The organism is Calidithermus terrae, from assembly GCF_003574345.1.
In the GTDB taxonomy this organism is placed as follows: Bacteria; Deinococcota; Deinococci; order Deinococcales; family Thermaceae; genus Calidithermus; species Calidithermus chliarophilus.
Window position 1 is genome coordinate 1 of sequence record NZ_QXDL01000002.1, and the last position, 19845, is coordinate 19845.

Consider the following 19845-nt stretch of genomic DNA (forward strand, 5'->3'; position numbering starts at 1 on the left):
CCCGCCCCGCAACCGCGCCAACCCCAGCCTTCTCCACCGCCCCAACCACAACCACGCCAACAGGCCCCACAACCCCCGCGAGCCCCCGGCGGCAAGGCTTGGGGCGAGCGCCACAGCTTCGAGGGCAAGCTGAGCGCAGGGAGCACCAACGTCACCATCCACTTCAGCGAAGTGTTCAAAAAGGCCGACGGCACCCTGTTGGGGAACTTCAGCACCCCGAGCGGGAATGGGCACTTTTTCGGCACGCTCGAGGCCGACGGCACCGTGGAGTTCACCGCGAAGTACGACGCGGGCAAGTTCCAGGGACAGACCCGGCAATTCCGCAACGGGCGGCTCAGCTTCAGCCCAGGGGGCAAGCCCAAGACCCTCGAGGGGGAGTGGCTGGGCAAGGATCAGCAGGGGCAAGACACTGCCTATCGCCTCACCGCGGTATGGGCACCCAGCCGTATCCTTCAGCCTCAAGCTTCAGCGACCTCGAGCTGGATAGTAGATGCGTGGAAGGCAAACGTCGGGGCCAGGGGCATTCCCACCACCTTTACCCCCGAGGTGGCCCAGGCCATCCTGTGGGCAGCCGGTGAACTGGGGATCAATCCCAACGATCTGGCCGCCTGCATAGCGTTTGAAAGCAGTAAATCCTTCTCACCCAGCCAACCCAATCTAGGCGGCGGCAGTGCAGTAGGGCTGATCCAATTCACCTCCGAGAGCATCAAGCAAATGCGCGCATGGCTGACTACCTGGGCATCCACTCGCACTCTAGGCAAGGAAATTAAGGCAGACATCCAGAAGTATGGCTGGCAGGTAAACAAGCTCAGCCGGGAAAGTTTAATGAGCATGTCGCTTCAGGAGCAGATTCGATATGTAGTCTTGCACTTCAAAGCCCACCGACTGCCGGCAGGGGCTGACCTCGCACAGATTTACAAAAGCATCATCGCCCCCTTCGCTCCCAACGATGAGGCGCTATATACAAAGATAGCAAATCCTGCCAAATACGCCGAAAACCAAGGCTTGGACCTCAACAAGGATGGAGCGATCTCGAAATCAGAAGCAGTAAGGAAGATTCACAACAACAACCACGTACTTCAATACTTCCTGCCCGTAGGCAATCACGAAATCCTCCAAGCGGCGCTGGAAAGCCTTAGCGGCGACGACACCGAGAAGCATGGATATTACTGCCAAAGATGGGTCAAGGAAGTACTGAAAAAGACCACTCATGGCGAAGAATTTATGCGATTCCACAGAGGAACAGCTAAAGAATCAGGCCTTGCTTTCAGATCCTCGCCATACTGGCATGAGTTTGACGCCTCTAAGCTTCAACCAGGAGACATCATCTTCTGGCTTAAAGGGTCTTTCTACACCGACAGCAGCGGCCAACAAAAAGAAGGAGGGCACGTCGGAATCTACATCGGCGGCGGAAAAGTAGCCAGTAATAATGTTATTGATTGGAACAAAAGTGGTAAAAAGGACGCGAGAGGGCTACAGGCCATTGAAGCGCTGGAGGATAAGGCCAATGGCGGCCCGCCCGACGGCTTTGTTCGCTTCTCGCCACAGGATCTTGAACGCGAGAGAGAGGCGGACCAGTGAGAAAAGCCCTAATTCTAGCTTTCTGGATCATCAGCTTAACAGGCGTGTTGGGCATAGCCAAGTCCCCCATTCTCTCAAAGGTCGACTTCAGGAGCTGGCCCTTTATACCACCCCCATCCAACTCCAAGGAGCAGCGTGCGGCCGAGGAGATACTCAGGAGGGATGGCTACTACCCCAGGGCGTCAGGACGGCTGCTCGGTTACATCGAGGGGTCTTTCACCCAGCCTAGGTTTAAGGAGAAGATCCTGCTATACAGCCAGGACAAGCCCTCCTTCGGTGCTGAGGTATCACCCTATCAAGCAACTTTTAGCCAGGCCATCCTGATCAGCAACTTTAACCTCTTCGATTCACCACTAGGTGCGACCGTCGGGGTTAGTGCCGTTCACTTCACGAACGCGGGCCACTATATCGCCAACGTGGGGGACCTCAACGCGGACGGCAGGGAAGAGATATTACGGGTGTACGAGCGCGTGAGGCTGACCCAGGACGGCGGGGTGTTCTGGCTGGACGCGGACATCGTCAACTACGGCCGCGGTCAAGGTGCTCTTTTGACAGAGGTGAAGTACGCGGAGCTGCCCGGGGTGCTCATCTCCGAGTGCCCTAGCTATCCGAAAATCCGAACGGCCCGCGTGGTCTCAAAGGTGCTGACTTTCGAGAAAAATGCCGTGGTCCTCAAGAGCTACACCGCGCCTTGTATTGATCAAACAGATCACCCACCCCTGAACACCTTCAAGCTCGCCGGAACCGAGCGGGTACAGCTCAAGAAGCTCCCCGTTCGGTGAGGCGTGCCCCCCCAATGCTGTTACGGCTCAAGAATAAGATTCATACGCTACTACTTAGGAAATACGCTACTACTAGGAAAAATGGACAGATGTCACCGCCACCATCATTACCAATCAATTGTATTTACCTGGCATTTACAGGCAGAGAATAGGGGCTGAGGCATCTAGAATAGGGCCACCGCAATTTCTCTTCAACCTTCCCCTAAGGGGTACGACCATTGAAGTGGAACTTACTCGAGTAGGAAGCACTCCCGTAAAGTGCCAGCTCTTAGGGAAAGATGGCGTGTTCGAGGCACGCTGCCCATGAATACCTCTTCGTTAACTCAAAACTTGCACCTCCCGCATATCCTGCATAAACACGCGCTCCCTGCTCCCCCACCCGGGGGCCACTGGCCCAAGGCATGGAGCTCCCGAAGAACCCCCTGGACCACCAGCTCGGGCAGCAAGAGACGGGCCGCCCACCCCGCCGCCTCCCGCCAGGTCAGCCCCTCGTCTTCCCTCTCCACCCGCACCCAGTGCGCCAGCAGGTAGGCCAGGAGGGAAAGCACCAAAAACCGGTGCACCCCAAGAGGGCTCCGCTGCCCAAACTGCCCCAGGGAAAACTCGCTCTTCATGGCTCTGAAAAAATGCTCAATCGTGAACCGCCTTCTCCCCCACAAGAGCAGGGTGCGGGAGGTGGCAGGAAACGTGGCCACCCCGTACCTCCGTTCCCACCTTCCCCCAGGCAGAGGGTACCGGTACCGGAAGACCCACACGGGAAAAGGGAGTCCCCTCAGGTAGACCCGGCCCCCCAACCGCCTGAGGTCCTGGAGACGCTTGCCCTCCCTTGTCCTTCGGTCCCGGCGTACCCCCACGATGGCCTCCAGGCCCATCCGCCTGACCCCGGCCAGGAAGGGGAGGGTGCCGAAAGCGGTGTCTGCCACCACCCGGATGCGGAAGGCCTTCCTCAACCAGGGGGGCAGGGGGGAGAGGAGGCGAAGGGCCAAAAGGGAAAGGCTCTTCTGTCCCTTCCCCCGCCAGAGGCGGTAGGCCCAGGGGATGCGGAGGTCGCCGTGGACCAGATACAGATACAGAAGCACCAGGTGAAGGCCCCATTGACTGTGAAAGAAGGAGAGGGGGAGGTGGGGGAAGCGTCCCCGCTTCTCCAGGGTGACCAGGTCCAGGACCACCAGGAGCCTGGGTTTGGGGCCCCTTCTCCTTCTGGCCCCGCCCAGGGCCTCTTGGGCTTCCTTCCTGGCGAGGCGGATGAGGGCGCGGGTGGGCCAGGGGTAGCGGTTCAGGAAGCGGGAGAGGGCGGAGGGGGATTTGGTCCCGGCGTGCTGGGGTCTGGCCTTGCCGTGGCCTCGGAGCAGGAGGAAGAGCAGGGCTTTCAGGGAAGCTTGGAGGTAGGGGGTTGGCAGGAGGGCCAGGATGCTGGAGAGTAGAGACTGGGCTGCTGGGTTCATGGCCCCCGTCATCCGACGGGAAACCGGCAGCCCTTTTCAAGTGGTCCCCCTGCATAAATCTAAGGGGGGGAGTATAGGTGCAAGTTTTGAGATACCGCACCGGGGTCGAGCAGACACACCACGTTGCAGGGAAATTTCTTCATCCGCACACGCCGAACCCCCATCGGGCGGACTTCTGTCCCAGTTCTGGCGAAAGGTTCCGGTAGCGTTCGGAGGCTTGGACGAACTCGAGCCGAGCCTCAGAATGAAGAACCTCAGCCGAGCCGTGACCCGGCATCGCGCAGGACTTCCTCGACCGGAATTCCCTTCGCCTTGCCGCTGCGAAGTTCTTCAGCCCGGCGGACCGCCACCTCGAGCCAAGCCTGCTCGTACTCCTCGGGGCTGAGGTCCTCCAAGCCGTCAAGCAGCCGCCGGGCCAGGTCAGCACGGTCTTCGTAGTCCAAGCCCAGGGCCTGCTCGAGCACCTGCTCCTTGCTCATGGATTTGTTTTACGCTACCCCTACCGCTTGAGCAGCTCGAGCGCCACCCACAGCCCCAGCCGGCGTTCGGTGCTGTCGAGGTCGCCCAGCATGCCCTGGAGCTGCTCGAGGCGGTAGTAGATGCTCTGCCGCCGCACCCCGAGCCGGCGGGCGGTTTCCGCGATGTTGAACTGCGAGGCGAGCAGGGCTTCGAGCGTCGAGAGCAGCGTCGAGCGCGGGCGGCTGGGCAGGGAGAGGATGGGCCCGAGCTGGCGCTGGAGGAAACCCTGGCTGCGGCCGGTCTCGATCAGGGCGTCGAGGAGGGCTTGGAGCAGCGGCCCCTCGGCCTTCACTCCGTGGGGCCGCAGGATGCGCTCGTGGGCGGCGCGGGTGAGGTCGGCGAAGCGCACCTCCGAGCGGAAGGCCAGGATGGGGAACTCGAGCAGCCGCGCGGTTTGCAAGAGCTCGGCGGGCACCTCCTGCATCCACTGGACGAGCTCGAGGGCCAGCCCGTGCGCCCCGGCCTGGGCCAGCGCGCGCAGGTAGGCGACCCGGGCCTCGGGGGTGGCGCGGGCGAGCTCGAGGCCCGTGCTCAGGATCAGCTCGCCCCCCGACAAAAAGCGCCAGGCGTCCATGACCTCCGCGACGTGGACCCAGGTGACGACCTGGTCGAGGCGGGAGTGGCCGGAGAGCAGTTCGGCCCCGGCGAAGGCGGGCAGCTCGAGGATCTGGCGCAGGGTGGGCAGGCTCATGGCCGGGCGACACTCGAGTCTACGGCAAAGGGCTTCAGCCCTCCCCCAGCAGGCGGCGGCTCACCCGCCACAGCAGCTCGGGCAGGTGCTCGAAGGCGTAGGGCGCGTGCAGCCGCTCGGTGAACTGGTGAAAGTCGCGCCCCCAGGGGCCGATGTTGACGGCGGGAAGGCGCAGGGCGCCCGCGAAGTCGAAGCGCCAGGCGGGCCCGAAGGACGGGGTGTTGGCCTGCATGGCGGCCACGCCCTCGGCGCTGTCGGCGCTGGCGAGGAAGCTCAGGTCGGAGATGCCGGTGAAGAAGGGGCGCACGCTGAAGCCCAGCCCGGTCTCCCGCGCCATGCGCCCTACTTCCTCCTCCACCACCCGCCGCAGGCGCTGGTGGGCGGGGTCGGCGGGCTCGAGCGCGGCGATGGGGTAGTGCAGCGAGCCGAAGGCCAGCACCACCGCGGGGCCGGTCAGGCCGCTGTGGTCCCAGGCCCACTCGCACAGCCGGCGGCTGACCTGGGTGGGGGTCGCGCCGCCCTGGGCGAAGAGCTCGTCGCGCAGGGCGGCCAGGCGCTCGACGACCTCTTCCCCGCTATGCTCCCGTGCCGCTCGCAGCACCTCGGCGAAGGTGTACACCCCGACCTGCCAGCCGGGCCCCGGGGAAAGCGGGCGGCCCAGGGCGGCGGCCCGCTCGAGCAAGACCCGCTGCCGCCGCGACCACTCCTCGAGCGCCCCCTCCACCGCCTCGCGCACCAGCCGCCGCCACAGCTCGAGCACCTCGAGCGGGCTGCGCCGGGCGGAGAGCTGGTTGTAGACGCACCAGGCCCGGCCCGGCGTGGTCACGTCGTAGTGGGTCTTGAGGTCGAGGTGCTGCAGGCACACCGGGGGCGGGGCCACCTCGCCCTCGGCCTCGTCGGCCAGGTCGGGGTGGGCCTCGAGGCGGTAGGTGATGGCGGCGGCGAGGTAGGCGGCGCCCAGCCCGTCGAGCGGGTAGGCGGCGTGGGTCTCGCGCCCGATCACCAGCACGCCGGGCAGCAGCTTTCCCACGCTGCCCAGGTAGGCCGCGCGGCCTAAGGTGCCGTCCCCCGCGTCGTTGGTGGCGTCGAGGTTGAGGGCGGCCACCAATTCCAGGCCCCCTTCCGCCAGCTCGCGCAGCCGCACCGCCGCCGAGCGCATCCCGTGGGAGCTGTTCTCCTCGTCCGGGGTGGCGAGGAGCAGGAGGTTGCCCACGCGCCCGGGGTCCTCGGCGTGCTCGAGCAGCACCGCCAACCCCGCCGCGATCCCGCTCTTCATGTCGAGCACGCCCCGGCCGGGGAGGAACTCGCCGGTCTCGAGGTCTTCGAGCGCCTTGCGGTCGCTCTCCGAGCGGGCGTTGGCCCCCAGCCACTCCCGCAGGCGCGGCAGCAGGGCCTCGGGGTCGCAGGCCCAGGGCTCGAGCTCGGTGTAGTTGGCGGTGCTCACCACGTCGTAGTGGCCGGCCAGCACCACCGTGCGGGCGCCGGAGCCGCGCACCAGGGCGAAGAGGTTGTAGCGCTCGCGGGGGTCGCCCTGGGTGCGCTCGAGCCAGAGGTCGTGGGGGTGGGCCTGGAAGTAGGGGTGCCTCGCCAGCAGCTCGCGCAGGAAAAAGGCGAAGTCGCGCTCGCCGGGGGTGTCGGTGACGCTGGGCTGCTGGACTAAGGCCAGGGTGAGGGAACGGGTTCGGTCGTGCCAGCGCGAAGGCATGGCGCTACGATACCCGACGCCGGGGCCGGCCCCTAAGACCCGTGCAAACGTCAGGGGCCGAGCTCGAGCCGCACCCGGACCGCGTCGCCCTTCCCCAGGCCCTCCGCCTTGCGGACCTCGTCCTTGAGCGGGACGAGGTACAGGCCGTCCTTGGGGAACAGCGAGGTCTTCCACTCGGTGCGCCCGACGCACGCCCGCACCGGGATCACGCCCCAGCCGTAGGTCAGCAGCTTCCCGGCGCTCTTGATGGCCCGGCTCTGCTCCTCGGGGACGGCCAGTAGTAAAACGGCACGGGGCCGCGCCACTCGAAGACCTCGCCGCTGAACTCCAGGCCCACCGGCTCACCCCCTGGCCTCACCACGTCTCCTGCCGCCACAGGCCCCAGACCGCCTTTTCCTCCTCCTCCTCGCTCATCACGTGGCCCATCGCCTTGAGCGCCAGCTTGACCTGGCCGAAGTGATACCCCTCGTGCCAGAGCATGTGCTGGAGGAACAACACGGGGTGGTCGTAGGTGGCGTGCTCGCCCTTCATGGGCTGGCCGGTCTCGAGGCGGTTCCTCACCGCGTCGCGGACTGCCTGAGCGCTCCGCCTTAGCGCCTGCTCGATGCGCCCAGGGTCGCGCTCGGGCAGCCGTTCCTCCCCCTCCTCGCGGAACAGCGAGGCCAGGCCCTGGGCGAACTCGGGGGCGGTGTGGGAGAGCCAGAAGAGCCGGGTCTGGTGGAGGTGGGAGAAGGCGAACGCGACGGAAGGGCTGCCCTCCATCGGCCTAGCGTCCATCCCGCCCTCCGGCAGCGCGTGGAGCAGGTTGAGCAGGATGGTGTTGCTGCGGTCCCACGAGTCCAGCAGGGCCTCGAGCAGGCCTGAGTCGGGCGCTTTTACCATGACACCCCCTGTTCGTTTACACAGTAAACGTAACAAGGATTACGATAGCATCATATCCCGGGCGCCGCAAGCCCCGGAGGGGCAGGGTCTCAAAAGCTAGCCCTGCTCGAGGATCCAGCGCATGGTCTTGCTGGCGAGCTTGTCGAAGGCCCGCACGGCGAGCTCGAGGTGCTCCTCCTTGGTGTCCTCGATCTTGTTGTGGCTGATGCCGTGGAGGGACTGGGTGAACATCATCACGGTGGGGATGCCGGCGCGGGCCACCTCCGCCGCGTCGTGCAGGGGCCCCGAGGGCAGGCGGTGCGACACGCCCGCCACCTCGCGGATGGCCTCGTCGCAGAAGCCGATGAGGGTGGGGTGGAAGGGGATGGGCTCGATGCTCCAGATGCGGCTCCACTCCACGGTGCAGTTCTCCTCGCGGGCGAAGCGCTCGCTGGCCTCGCGGGCCTCGCGGTACATCTGGGCAAGCACCTCCGCGTCGAGGTCGCGCTGGTCGAGGGTGCACTCGCAGCGCCCCACCACCGCCGTGACGATGCCGGGGAAGGTCTTGAGCGAGCCCATCGTGCACACCGCGTCGGGGTGCTTCATGGCGATGGGGCGGATCTCGAGGGCCAGCTTGGCCGCCGCCGCCAGCGCGTCCTTCCGCGCGGTCATGGGGGTGGAGCCGGAGTGGGCCTCCTGGCCGTGGAAGGTGATCTGGTGGCGCTCGACGCCCTTGGTGCCCAGCACCACGCCCAGCGGCAGCCCCAGCTTTTCCAGCACCGGGCCCTGCTCGATGTGCAGCTCGAGGTAGGCCGCCGCGCCCTGCTGCTCCTTCGCCGCCTCGGGGAAGCGCTCGATGTCCACGCCGCAGCGCCTGAGGGCGTCCTCGAGCCGCACCCCGTCACGGTCGGTGCGGCCCCGGTCGGCCTCGACGGTGTGCGTCCCGGCGAAGGCCGACGAGCCCAGCAGGCTGCGCCCGAAGCGGGCCCCCTCCTCGTCGGCCCAGTCCACCAGCCGCACGGTGACGGGGGGCCTGCCGCCGTACTCCTCGGCGATGCGGCGCAGCACCTCGAGGCCCGCCATCACGTTGAGGCAGCCGTCGAGCCAGCCCCCATTGGGCACGCTGTCGAGGTGCCCGCCCATCAGCAGGGCTTTCTCGCTCTCCCCGCGCAGCGTGGCCCAGTTGTTGCCGGCGGCGTCCTGGTGGAACTCCACGGGCAGCCCCTCGAGCTTGGAGCGGAACCACTCGCGGGCCTTGAGCCAGGTGTCGGTCCAGGCCACCCGCTGGGCCCCGTTCTCGTCGCCGGTGAGCGCGCGGAGTTCTTTGAGTTCGGCGATGGTGCGTTCGGGCTCGAGCATGAGTCCTCCGAAGAAAGGGGCGAACCTCGCGGTTCGCCCCTACAGCTACGGTTCGGGTAGGGACGATCACCGGGATCGTCCGCTGGCTTACTTGTAGTCGGCGGCCTTCTTGCCGGTGGCCTCTTCCCAGGGGCCGTAGTCAACGGCTTGGCGGGGCGGGTCCTTGGTGAGGATGCCCTGGTCGCGCAGCAGCTTGACCGAGGCCTGGAAGTCGGCGGGGGCCAGGAAGCCGGCCCAGCCCTTGGTGGTGGCCCCGGCGTTGTAGAGCTTGGCGATCTCGGCCATCTGCCAGGTCTGGTGGCCCTTGGCGTCGGCGCGGGAGCCCGAGCCCTTACAGGTGTTGCCGCAGAAGGGCAGCACGTACTTCTCCACCGTCTCGGCCTGGTTCTTCACCGCCCAGTCCCAGCCCTGCAGCGAGGCGCGGATCAGCCGGGCGGCGACCTGCCGGCCGGTGAGCCCCGAGCCCTTGAAGTTGCGCTCGTTGAGCACGCGCTCGGTGGTGAAGATGAGGTCCTCGAGCAGGTTGATGCCCTCGTCGGCGAGCTTGAACACGTCCACCTTGCTCTCGTCGTAGCCCAGCCCCGCGATCTGGTTGACCTCGTTGTAGGTCATGGCCGAGACGAGTTGCACCTTGTCGGGGAAGACCAGCGAGGGGTCGAAGGGGTAGCTCACCGCCTTGACGTCGGGGTTGGCGGCGCGGGGGTCGAGGGAGGAGGTGAGGCCGCACTTGCGGAACAGGGCCACCGCCGGGTACTCGTTGCCCGAGGGCCACACGCCCACGCTCTTGCCCTTGAGGTCCTTGCACAGGTCCTTGACGCCCGTGGACTTCAGCGCCACCAGCGTGAAGCCCGAGCGCTGGAAGATCTGGGCCAGGTGCACCACGGGGATGCCGCGCTCGCGCGCGACGAGCAGGTCGGCGATCCAGGTGGTGCCGAAGTCGGCGGCGCCCGACTGCACGACCTGGATGGGCGACTGGTCGCCCGCGGGCAGCAGGGTCACGTCGAGGCCCTGGGCGCGGAAGAAGCCCCGCTCCTTCGCCACGAAGAAGCCGGCGAACTGCGCCTGGGGGAACCACTTGAGCTGCAGGTTGACCTTGATCAGGTTCTGCTGGGCCATGCCCAGCGACGCCGTCGCCATTGCCAGCACTGCCAATACAACCGTCCACTTCCTCATCCTCTGACCTCCTGTACGAGCTGCACGACGATAGTGGCCTCGAAAACCCCGAAATAACGCACTCCTCCGAGATTCACCTCCTGGATTGCCGATGGCTTACAGCCGATAGCTTATAGCTAAAAAACCCCCCGCGCTATTGGCTAGCGGCCAGCGGCCACGAGCTACTCCCTGAACGAGACGTGCCAGCCGGTGAGCCGGCGCTCGAGCCAGGCCACCAGGCCGTACCAGGCGATGCCGATGACCGAGGCCACGATGATGGCCGACCACACGATGTCGAAGCCGAAGCGCCCGGCCTCGATCTGGATGCGGAAGCCCAGCCCCTGCCCGCCCGCGCCGAAGAACTCGCCCACGATCGAGCCGATCATAGCCAGGGTGGTGCCGAGCTTGAGGGCGTTGAAGATGAAGGGCAGGGCGTTGGGGACGCGCAGCCAGCGGTACTGCTGGGCCTCGCCCGCGGCGTAGGAGCGCATGAGGTCGAGGGAGAGCGGGCTGACGTCGGTGAGGCCGCGGAAGGTGTTGACCACCACCGGGAAGAACACCGTGATGGCGACGATGGCGGCCTTGGAGGGCCACTCCAGCCCCATCATCTTCACCAGCACCGGGGCCAGCGCCACGATGGGGATGCTCGAGAAGGCGGTGGCGTAGGGCAGGAAGCCGCGCTCGAGGAACACGAAGCGGCTCACCAGCAGCGCGGTCGCCACGCCCAGGCCGCAGCCGACGAGGTAGCCGGTGAAGGCCTCGAGCACCACCGTCTGGTAGGCGTCCTGCAACAGCACGTCGCGCACGGCCCACAGCGTGGCGAAGACCCGTGTGGGCGTGGGGATCAGGCCCGCGGGCACCTGGTACGCCCGCAGCAGCGCCTCGACCGTCAGCAGCACCAACGCCAGGGTGAGCCCGGCGGGGATGAAGCCGACGAGCGGGCCGGTACGGACGGCGGCGACGAAGTTGGCGACCCGGGCCACCCCGTAAGCCGCCGCCGCGAAGCCCGTCAGGATCAGCAGCTTCTGGCCCGTGCCCGCGAGGTCGCTGCGGTCCCACCAGCTCCAGCTGAACAGCGCCAGCAGGGCGAAGCCCAGCCCCACCGCCGCGACGCCGAGCCAGGGCAGGGGGCGGGCCGCGGGCGAGGGGCGCCCCACCTTCAGCGCTTCCACGGCGTCACCGCCTTCTCGAGCCAGCCCACCAGCGCCACCAGCACGATGCCCAGCACCGCCGAGGCGATCATGATGACCCAGGTCGCCACCACGTCCGCGGCGCGGGAGTTCTCGGCGAGCATCTTGCCGATGCCCTGGAAGCTGATGGTGGAGATCTCGGCCACGATGGCCCCGATCAGGGCGGCGGTCGTCGCCACCTTGAAGGCGGTGAAGAGGTAGGGGATCGAGGCCGGGAAGCGCAGCTTGAGGTAGGTCTGCCAACTGCTGGCGTTGTAGGTCTTCATGAGGTCGAGGGAGAGCGGGTCGGGGCTGCGCAGCCCCTTAGCCACGCCGATGGCGATGGGGAAAAAGGCGATGTAGGCGGCGATGATGGCCTTGGGGATCCAGCCCTGCACGCCGTACTGGCCCAACAGCACCACCAGCATGGGCGCGATGGCGACGATGGGCACGGTCTGTGAGGCCACGATCCACGGCAGCAGCGAGCGCTCGAAGGCCCTCGAGGCCACGATCCCGACGGCGAAGAAGAAGCCCACCAGCGCCGCGAGCGCCAGCCCCACCAGCGTCTCCAGCGCGGTCACCGCCGCGTTGAGCGGGATGGCGTTGGGGGAATTGAGGGGGAAGAGCAGGTTGGCGAAGCCGGTCCAAAGCTGCTGCGGCGAGGGCAGCACGGGGCTGCGCAGCTGGGTGGCGCACTCCAGCGCCGAGCCGCACGGCAGCGCCGCGCCGCTGTCGAGCGCCCGCTGGGCCACCGGGACGTTGGCGAGGAGCATCAGCGGGTAGTACAGCGCCGCGATGAGCAGGGCCACCGCGAGCATGGGGACGAGGTTGGGCGAGCGCAGGCGGGAGAGCATAGGGCCTTATTTCACCCCGCTGGGGATGGCGTTGACGAAGCCGGCGAGCGAGGCGCTGTCGATCAGGCCGGCGGCCTGGAGCTGCTGGGCCATCTTCTGCAGCTTGGCGGTGTTGACGTAGCCGAGCCCGTTCTTCTGGGTGTCGGGCGTGACCATGATCTTCCTGATCTGCTCGAGGCCCGCGAGCTCAAAGGGGATGTCGAGGTTGGGGTTGTACTTCGCCAGGATCTTCCCGGCCTCTTGCGGGTTGTCGAGCGCGTAGCGGAAGCCCTTGTAGCGGGCCTGCACGAACTTCCTGACCTCGCTGGGGTACTTCTTGAGCACGTCCTCGGTGGTGAAGAGCACGTTCTCGGGCCAGTCCACGCCGAAGTCCTTGTAGCTGTAGACGTAGTACTTCTCCTTCGCCTGCTTCTGCGCCACCATGACCTCGTTGTAGATCATGGCCGAGGCGAAGGGGTACTGCTTGGCGAGCCAGCCGCCGAGCGTGGCGGGGTCGCCCTGCTGGTTGACCACCTGGAGCTGCTTCTCCCAGCCCTTGCCCACCACGGCCTTGATGGGCTTGTCGTAGCCGATCCAGGTCGCGAAGGTGCCCTTGATGTCGGCGGGCTTGGCGATGGGCTGCCAGGAGAGGATGCGCATGGCCGACTCCTGGAAGTCGGCGGCCACGATCACCAGCGGCAGCTTCTGCCGCTGGCGGGCCTCGAGCAGGTTGTAGGGGTAGTCGATGCCCAGCACCAGCTTGCCCGCCTTGGCCTCGGCCATCACCCGGTCGATGGGCGAGAGCCCGGGGCCGCCCGGCACCACCGTCACGTCCAGGCCCGCCTCCTTGTAGAAGCCCTTGTCCACCGCCACGGGGTCGCCGATGGACTCGGCGTGGATGAACCACGACTCGATGATGGTGGCCTTGGTCAGGTTGCCCTGGGCCGCTCCCCAAAGCCCCCACGCCAGTAGCCCCGATGCCAGCACCGCGAACGCCGTCTTCCTCATGCCGACCTCCTCCTGAATGAGCCCATAAGCCGCTTCAACCCTTGCGGGTCATCTCGAGGTGCCAGCCCACGAAGCGCCGCTCGAGCGCCGTGAGCACCCCCAGCAAGAGCCAGCCCACCACCGTGCAGAACACCGCCGCCAGAAAGACCCGCGCCGTGTTGCCCACGTAGCGCGAGTCGAGGATCATGAACCCCAAACCCTGAAAAGCCCCGAACAGCTCGCCCACGATGGCCCCGTTCACCGCCGCCATCGCCGCCCCCTTGAGGCTGGTGAAGATGATGGGCAGCGCGAAGGGCAGCTTGAGGTAGCGCACCCGCTGCACGAAGCTCGCGCTGTAGGAGGTCAGCAGCTCCTCCTTGGTCGCGTCGGTGGAGACCATCCCCTTGTGCACGAAGTAGACCAGCGCGAAGAAGGCGTACAGCGCGGCGATCGCCACCTTCGAGCCGATGCCGCCCACCCCCAGCCACACCACCACCAGGCTCGCCAACGCCACGAAGGGGATGGAGTTGAGCGTGGAGACGGCGCGGAAGATGAAGTCCTCCAGCCACTCCGGCAGCACGATCAAGAGCAGCGCGGCCAGGTGCGCGACCAAGGCGCCCAGCACGAAGCCCAGCACGATCTCCTGCGTGGTGATCCAGGCGTGCGCGAGCACCAGGGCCGGGGACTTGAGGAACTCCTCGAGGATGCGCGAGGGCCCGGGCAGGAGGAAGGGCGAGTTGTACAGCCGCGCCCCCACCTCCCACAGGCTCAGGGCCACCGCGGCGAACATCAGCCAGCGCACGCCCTCGTTCTTCCATAGAGGGGGAGCGTTGCGGGGGGAATGTACGGCCCTAGCCATGCCTCACCTCAGGAACCGGACCGCCTCGCCCTGCACGTAGGAGACCTCGGGCCGGGTCTCGGCCACCACCTTGCCGCGCTTGAGCACGTAGCGGCGCATGGGCAGGGTGCGCAGCGCGTCGTCCTCGGTGGGGACCGGCCAGACCACCAGGTCGGCGGGGTTGCCCACCGCGACCGCGTGCCCCTCCAGGCCCTCCCCGCCGTGCACCCGCCGGTTGTGCCAGACGGCGGCGGGACGGGAGGTGAGCATGGGGAAAAGCTGCGCGCGGTCCTCGCGCCCCGACATCAGCCCGTAGTGCAGCAGCACGAAGGCGGTGTGCAGGGGGTCGCCCTTGCCCATGGGGTACCAGGGGTCCATCACCGAGTCGTGCCCGGCGGCCACGTTGACCCCGGCGGCCAGCAGCTCCTTGACCCGCGTGAGGCCGCGCCGGATGGGGTAGTGGTCGAAGCGCCCCTGCAGCACGGCGTTGTCGGGCGGGTTGCAGATGACGTGCAGCCCGGCCCGCTTCACGTTGCCGATGACCTTGTCGGCGTAGGCGTTGTTGTAGGAGTGCATGGCGGTGGCGTGCGAGGCCGCCACCCGGCCCGACAGCCTCAGGCGCAGCGTCTCGGCCGCCATGGTCTCGAGGAAGCGGGAGTGGTCGTCGTCGGTCTCGTCGCAGTGGATGTCCACGGGCAGGCCGCTCTCGTGGGCGAGCGAGAGCGCGAACTTCACGTTCTGCACGCCGTACTCGCGGGTGATCTCGTAGTGTGGGATCCCCCCGATCACGTCGGCGCCGAGCTCGAGGGCCTGCCGCACCAGCGCGTCGCCGCCCTCGAAGGAGAACATCCCCAACTGCGGGAAGGCCACGACCTGGACGTCGATGAGCCCGGCCACCTCGGCCTTGATCTCGAGCAGGGCCTTGAGCGCGGTGAGGCTGGGGTCGCACACGTCAACGTGGGTGCGGATGTGGGTGACGCCGTGGGCCACGAACCACGGCAGCGCCTTGAGCACCCGCGCCCGCACGTCCTCGCGGCTGAGCCGCTTGGCCCGCTCGGCCCAGATGGCGATGCCCTCCCACAGCGAGCCCGAGCGGTTGGGCCGGGGGTCGCCCTCGGTAAGGATGGCGTCGAGGTGGATGTGGATCTCGTAGAAGCTGGGGCTCACCAGGTTGCCCTCGGCCGAGATCTCCTCCCCCCCGCGCAGGCCGGGCTCGAGCGCGGCGATGCGCCCGCCCTCGACGCCGATGTCCACCAGCCCCTCGCGGCCGGTGAGGCGTGCGTCCTTGATGACGAGGTCCATGCCTACTCCTGCACGTCGAAGCCGTGCCCCTTGCGCAGGGCCTCGCGCACCTGGGTGGCGATCTCGAAGAAGCGGGTGGTCTCGCGGGTCTCGAAGTTGCGCGGCTGGGGCAGGTCCACGGGGATCACGGTCTCGATCTTGCCGGGGCGCGGGGTCATGACCACGATGCGCGTGGAGAGGAACACCGCCTCGGGGATGGAGTGGGTGACGAAGATGACGGTCTTGCCGGTCTCGCGCCACAGCCGCAGGAGCTCGAGGTTGAGGTTCTCCCGCGTGATCTCGTCGAGCGCGCCGAAGGGCTCGTCCATGAACAGGAGCTGGGGGTCGAAGGCCAGCGCGCGGGCGATGCTCACCCGCTGCTGCATGCCGCCCGAGAGCTGCCAGGGGTAGTGGCGGGCGAACTTCTCCAGCCCCACCAGCGCCAGCATGCGCTCGGCGCGGGGTCTGTGCTCGGCCTTGGGCACGCCCATCACCTCCAGCGGCAGCATCACGTTCTGCAGCACGGTGCGCCACTCCATGAGGGTGGGGGCCTGGAAGACGTAGCCGTAGGCCCGGCTCTTGCGCGCCTCCTCCGGGGTCTTGCCGCCGACGCGGATGCTGCCGGAGGTGGGCTGGATCAGGTCGGCCAGCAGGCGCAGCAGGGTGGTCTTGCCGCAGCCCGAGGGCCCGATGAGCGAGATGAACTCGCCCGCGGCGATCTCGAGGCTCGCGTTCTGCAGGGCCACGGTGCCGGTGGGGAACACCATCGAGACGTCCTTCACCGACACCAGGCTCTGGGCGGCAGGGGTTGGGTGGGGGTTGGGCTGGGATTGGGTCACAGGCACCTCGAGTACGGCTACTTCTGGCTGGGACCGGCCAAGGCCGAGGCCACGCCCAGCCCGATGTACACGCTGCCGGTCACGTACTTCTGCCGGCGCAGGAAGCGGGGGTTGCGCTGGGGCCAGCTCCCCACGCCCCCGGCGAGGAGGGCGTAGAGGCCGTCGGAGAGCAGGGCCAGAAGGGTGAAGAGCGCCCCCAGCGCGAGCATCTGCGCCGCTGGGCTGCCTCGCGCGGGGTCCACGGACTGCGGCAGGAAGGCGAACATGAACAGCGCGAGCTTCTCGGGCGGGATAGGCATCGCCTCATACCCCCTAGAAGTACATCGGCTCGCGCCGCAGCAGCTTGCCGCGCCCCTTCTCGCCCACGAAAGCCCCGTCGCGCACCTGCACCTTGCCGCGCACCGTCACCACGCTGGGCCGCCCGTCGATCTCGAAGCCCTCGAAGCCGTTGTAGTCGTTGTTGACGTGCTGGGTGCGGGCCGAGACGGTGCCGCGGTAGCTGGGGTCGTAGACCACCAGGTCGGCGTCGGAGCCCACCGCGATGGTGCCCTTGCGGGGGAAGAGCCCGAAGAGCTTGGCGGCCTTGGTGCTGGCGGCGTCCACGAAGCGGTGGAGGTCGAGGTGGCCCCGGCTCACCCCGTAGGTGTAGAGCAGGTTCACCCGGTCCTCGATGGCGGGGATGCCGTTGGGGATGGCGGTGAAGGCGTCCTTGCCCAGCATCTTCTGCTCGGTGTCGAAGGGGCAGTGGTCGGTGCCCACGGTGTCGATGAAGCCCTGGGCCAGCGCGTCCCACAAGGCCTTCTGGTTGCGCTTGTCGCGCAGGGGCGGCGACATGATGTACTTCATGGCCTCCACCCCGCCCCGCTCGGCGTAGGTCTTGTCCAGGAGGAAGTGCGGGATCACCGACTCGACGTAGATGGGCACGCCGCGCGCCTTGGCGGCCATGGCCGCGTCCAGGGCGGGCTTGCAGGAGAGGTGCACCACGTAGCCGGTGGCGCCGGTGGTCTCGAGGAAGGTCGCGAAGCGGTTCGTCCCCTCGGCCTCCACGGACTCCGGTCGGCTGGGCTCGTGCCACTCGGGGCCGGTCTTGCCCTCCGCCAGCAGGCTCTGCTGCAAGCGCCCCACCAGCTCGGCGTTCTCGCAGTGCGCGGTGACGATGACGCCCAGCTCCTTCGCCAGCCTCATCGTCTGGTACATCTCCCCGTCGTCCACGCCGAAGAAGTTCTTGTACGACAGGAAGATCTTGAAGGAGTTGATCCCGTCGGCCACGATCTCGCGGAGCTGGGCCTCGGTCTTGTCGTCGAACTTCGTCACCGACATGTGGAAGGTGTAGTCGCACGCACTTTGCCCCTCGGCCCGGCTCTTCCACAGGTGGTAGCCCTCGAGCGCGTCGTCGCCCCGCGAGGGGCAGCACATCTCGATGTAGGTGGTCGTACCCCCCACCAGCGCGGCGATGCTGCCGGTCTCGTGGGTGTCCTTGGCGAAGGTCGCCATGAAGGGCAGGTAGATGTGCACGTGGGGGTCGATGAAGCCGGGAAAGACGTACTTACCCGTCGCGTCGATCACCTCGGTACCGGGGGGGGCCTCGAGGCCCCGCCCGATGCGGGTGATGGTCTCGTCCTCGACGTAGATGTCGGCTTTGTAGCGGGAGTCGGCGGTGACGATTTCGCCGTTTTTGATCAGCAGTCCCATGGGCACCTCGTTCTCGCTGGTCTGGCCCTACTCGAAAACCCCTCGGTAGATCTGCGGCAGCGAAAGCTGACCGCCCAGGCAGGGCAGCGGGATGTAGCCGTCGCCGGTGAGGTCTTGTTGCTGCCAGTGACCTTCCTCGTCCCGCCAGCAGTGACGGACGAACAGGCTGTCCTGGTCAACGATCAGATAGGTGCGCAGGCTGGGGATACGGGCGTACTCGAGCCGCTTCTCCCGCAGGTCGATGCTCGCGGTCGTAGGGGACAACACCTCGACGAGGATACAGGGCTCGGTCTCATAGTACTCGTCCGGCACAGGCCTGCCGCACACCACCATCACGTCGGGGTAGTAGAAGGCCTGCTCCGTGTCGTAGCCGCCTTCCTTGCCTACGCGGAGCTTCATCCCTTCCTGGTACACCCGGCATGACCGGTCCTGAGCCATCTGCCAACACAGGGCGTGGATGTTTCCCGCGATGCGGTTGTGGCGGCTGCTCCCGCCCGCCATCACGTACACCTGGCCGCCCACGTACTCCCGGCGCTCAGGGGAGTCCCGCTCGCTGCTGAGGTACTCGGCCACGCTCATTGGCTTGGGCATCGGTTTGACCATGGTCACAGTCTATTACCCTCGTAGCGTTCTGCTCCGTCCCAGGCGCAACTACCCAAGCCTCGCGGTCGCCGCTGCCGAACGGCTTCGGCAGCGCTCTAGTGGATCTCGATCCCAACCTCTTCGCGGTACCGCTCCATGGCCTCCCAGTCCGAGCCCACCTCCGGGCGGGCCTTGGTGAGCTGGTCCCAGGTGACGCTGGCGCGGCCCGAGGGCACCTCGACCATCTCGATGCAGCCTTCCACCGGGCAGACGTTGTGGCACAGCCGGCAGCCCACGCAGTCCTCCTCGCGCACCACCGGCTGCGGGCGCGAGCCCACGGCCTCGTGCTTGCCATTCGAGCGCACGTCGTAGCTGTAGGGCTGCACCAGGTTCCCGTTCGCGTCCACCAGGTCGATGCACTGGTGGGCGGTGTCGTTGCAGGCCACGTAGCAGAGGTTGCACTTGATGCACTTGTCGGGGTCGATGCGGGCGACGGCGCGGAAGGCGAGGTCGAAGTCCTTGAAGTCGGAGATGCGGTGCAGGCTCTTGCCCACCACCTCGTCCACGCTCTTGAAGCCCTTGGAGTCCATCCAGTTCGAAAGCCCGTCGCAGAGGTCTTCGATGATGCGGTAGCCGTAGTGCATCACGGCGGTGCACACCTGCAGGCTGCTGGCCCCCAGCAGCAAGAACTCGGCGGCGTCCTTCCAGGTGCTGATGCCGCCCATGCCCGAGATGGGCAGCCCCGAGCGGCGCACCACCTCGTCGGTGCCCAGGGCCGAGAGCATGTTGAGCGCGATGGGCTTGACCGCCGGGCCCGCGTAGCCCCCGTGCCCGCCCTTGCCGCCGATGTTGGGGGTGATCTCGAGCGTATCGAGGTCCACGGCCACGATCGAGTTGATGGTGTTGATGAGGCTGAGCGCGTTGGCCCCGGCGTTCACGGCGGCCCGCGCCGGGTAGACGATGTTGGTGATGTTGGGCGTGAGCTTGACGATCACGGGGATCTTCGCCACGTCCATCACCCACCGCGTGATCTGCTCGCAGTACTCCGGCACCTGCCCCACCGCGCTGCCCATGCCGCGCTCGCTCATGCCGTGCGGGCAGCCGTAGTTGAGCTCGATGCCGTCGGCGCCGGTGTCCTCGATCTTGAGGACGATGTCGCGCCAGGCCTCGGGCGTGGACTCCACCATCGCCGAGACGATCACCGCGCGGTCGGGCCAGTGGCGCTTGACGTCGCGGATCTCCCGGAGGTTGACCTCCAAGGGCCGGTCGGAGATGAGCTCGACGTTGTTGATGGCGAGCATCTTCTGCCCGCCGTAGTGCCAGGCGCCGTAGCGGTTGGACACGTTGAGCACCGGCGCCCCGATGGTCTTCCACACCGCCCCGCCCCAGCCGTACTCGAAGGCCTTGTGGATCTGCGCCCCCGAGTTCGTCGGCGGCGCCGAGGCCAGCCAGAAGGGGTTGGGGGACCGGATTCCCGCGAAATTGATGCGAAGGTCAGCCATAGTGCTCCTTTCAGTCGCGTCTTACGT

Annotated in this window: 20 protein-coding genes; 2 read left to right on the top strand and 18 right to left on the bottom strand. The window is 67.1% G+C overall.

The window, feature by feature from the left end; translation table 11 throughout:
* Together Mterra_RS21670 and Mterra_RS00340 are read left to right on the top strand one after the other, a co-directional pair.
* The coding region (locus Mterra_RS21670) for a C40 family peptidase (protein ID WP_218022854.1) at positions 1 to 1581 on the top strand (1581 nt) is incomplete at its 5' end.
* The gene (locus Mterra_RS00340; RefSeq protein ID WP_147372471.1) at positions 1578 to 2363 is read left to right on the top strand and encodes a hypothetical protein; all 786 of its coding nucleotides are present in this window, start codon (positions 1578 to 1580) and stop codon (positions 2361 to 2363) included. The genes Mterra_RS21670 and Mterra_RS00340, both read left to right, overlap by 4 nt.
* 323 nt (positions 2364 to 2686) lie before the next feature.
* Here the strand turns inward: Mterra_RS00340 and Mterra_RS00345 are convergent, their stop codons facing one another.
* The 18 genes from Mterra_RS00345 to preA form a co-directional block, all read right to left on the bottom strand.
* Complete coding sequence (locus tag Mterra_RS00345) at positions 2687 to 3808, bottom strand: transposase (RefSeq protein ID WP_119313406.1); 1122 nt, start codon at positions 3806 to 3808, stop codon at positions 2687 to 2689.
* A gap of 254 nt (positions 3809 to 4062) precedes the next feature.
* A complete protein-coding gene (locus tag Mterra_RS00350; RefSeq protein ID WP_119313350.1) occupies positions 4063 to 4287 on the bottom strand; it encodes an addiction module protein in 225 nt (74 codons plus the stop codon).
* A gap of 20 nt (positions 4288 to 4307) precedes the next feature.
* Positions 4308 to 5018: a PucR family transcriptional regulator gene (locus tag Mterra_RS00355; protein ID WP_119313351.1), complete on the bottom strand. Its 711-nt coding sequence runs from the start codon at positions 5016 to 5018 to the stop codon at positions 4308 to 4310.
* A 34-nt stretch (positions 5019 to 5052) separates the two neighbouring features.
* A complete protein-coding gene (locus Mterra_RS00360; RefSeq protein WP_119313352.1) occupies positions 5053 to 6723 on the bottom strand; it encodes a M20/M25/M40 family metallo-hydrolase in 1671 nt (556 codons plus the stop codon).
* A 50-nt stretch (positions 6724 to 6773) separates the two neighbouring features.
* Positions 6774 to 7028 carry a DUF1905 domain-containing protein gene (locus Mterra_RS00365; RefSeq protein WP_245971427.1) on the bottom strand — a complete coding sequence of 85 codons (255 nt, stop codon included), beginning with the start codon at positions 7026 to 7028 and terminating at the stop codon, positions 6774 to 6776.
* Positions 7029 to 7077: 49 nt separating this feature from the next.
* Positions 7078 to 7605 carry a DinB family protein gene (locus Mterra_RS00370; RefSeq protein WP_119313353.1) on the bottom strand — a complete coding sequence of 176 codons (528 nt, stop codon included), beginning with the start codon at positions 7603 to 7605 and terminating at the stop codon, positions 7078 to 7080.
* Positions 7606 to 7701: 96 nt separating this feature from the next.
* Positions 7702 to 8943: a Zn-dependent hydrolase gene (locus Mterra_RS00375; RefSeq protein WP_119313354.1), complete on the bottom strand. Its 1242-nt coding sequence runs from the start codon at positions 8941 to 8943 to the stop codon at positions 7702 to 7704.
* Positions 8944 to 9030: 87 nt separating this feature from the next.
* Positions 9031 to 10116 carry an ABC transporter substrate-binding protein gene (locus Mterra_RS00380; RefSeq protein WP_119313355.1) on the bottom strand — a complete coding sequence of 362 codons (1086 nt, stop codon included), beginning with the start codon at positions 10114 to 10116 and terminating at the stop codon, positions 9031 to 9033.
* Positions 10117 to 10277: 161 nt separating this feature from the next.
* On the bottom strand, positions 10278 to 11267 hold the full coding sequence (locus Mterra_RS00385; protein WP_119313356.1) for an ABC transporter permease: 990 nt from the start codon (positions 11265 to 11267) through the stop codon (positions 10278 to 10280).
* The gene (locus Mterra_RS00390; RefSeq protein ID WP_119313357.1) at positions 11255 to 12118 is read right to left on the bottom strand and encodes an ABC transporter permease; all 864 of its coding nucleotides are present in this window, start codon (positions 12116 to 12118) and stop codon (positions 11255 to 11257) included. Before Mterra_RS00390 ends, Mterra_RS00385 begins: the two co-directional genes overlap by 13 nt.
* Positions 12119 to 12124: 6 nt before the next feature.
* A complete protein-coding gene (locus tag Mterra_RS00395) occupies positions 12125 to 13105 on the bottom strand; it encodes an ABC transporter substrate-binding protein (RefSeq protein ID WP_119313358.1) in 981 nt (326 codons plus the stop codon).
* A gap of 34 nt (positions 13106 to 13139) precedes the next feature.
* Positions 13140 to 13886: an ABC transporter permease gene (locus Mterra_RS00400; protein ID WP_245971429.1), complete on the bottom strand. Its 747-nt coding sequence runs from the start codon at positions 13884 to 13886 to the stop codon at positions 13140 to 13142.
* A 60-nt stretch (positions 13887 to 13946) separates the two neighbouring features.
* Positions 13947 to 15224: a cytosine deaminase gene (locus tag Mterra_RS00405; protein ID WP_119313360.1), complete on the bottom strand. Its 1278-nt coding sequence runs from the start codon at positions 15222 to 15224 to the stop codon at positions 13947 to 13949.
* Between the two features lie 2 nt (positions 15225 to 15226).
* Entirely contained in the window at positions 15227 to 16042 is an 816-nt protein-coding gene (locus Mterra_RS00410; RefSeq protein ID WP_245971431.1) for an ABC transporter ATP-binding protein, read from the bottom strand.
* Between the two features lie 17 nt (positions 16043 to 16059).
* Positions 16060 to 16341: a LysE family translocator gene (locus Mterra_RS00415; RefSeq protein ID WP_119313362.1), complete on the bottom strand. Its 282-nt coding sequence runs from the start codon at positions 16339 to 16341 to the stop codon at positions 16060 to 16062.
* A gap of 13 nt (positions 16342 to 16354) precedes the next feature.
* Positions 16355 to 17734, bottom strand: coding sequence for a dihydropyrimidinase (hydA, locus tag Mterra_RS00420; RefSeq protein WP_119313363.1), 1380 nt, complete (start codon positions 17732 to 17734; stop codon positions 16355 to 16357).
* Positions 17735 to 17761: 27 nt separating this feature from the next.
* A complete protein-coding gene (locus tag Mterra_RS00425; RefSeq protein WP_119313364.1) occupies positions 17762 to 18337 on the bottom strand; it encodes a Uma2 family endonuclease in 576 nt (191 codons plus the stop codon).
* A 95-nt stretch (positions 18338 to 18432) separates the two neighbouring features.
* Positions 18433 to 19818 carry an NAD-dependent dihydropyrimidine dehydrogenase subunit PreA gene (gene preA / locus Mterra_RS00430; protein WP_119313365.1) on the bottom strand — a complete coding sequence of 462 codons (1386 nt, stop codon included), beginning with the start codon at positions 19816 to 19818 and terminating at the stop codon, positions 18433 to 18435.
* Between the last annotated feature and the right edge of the window lie 27 nt (positions 19819 to 19845).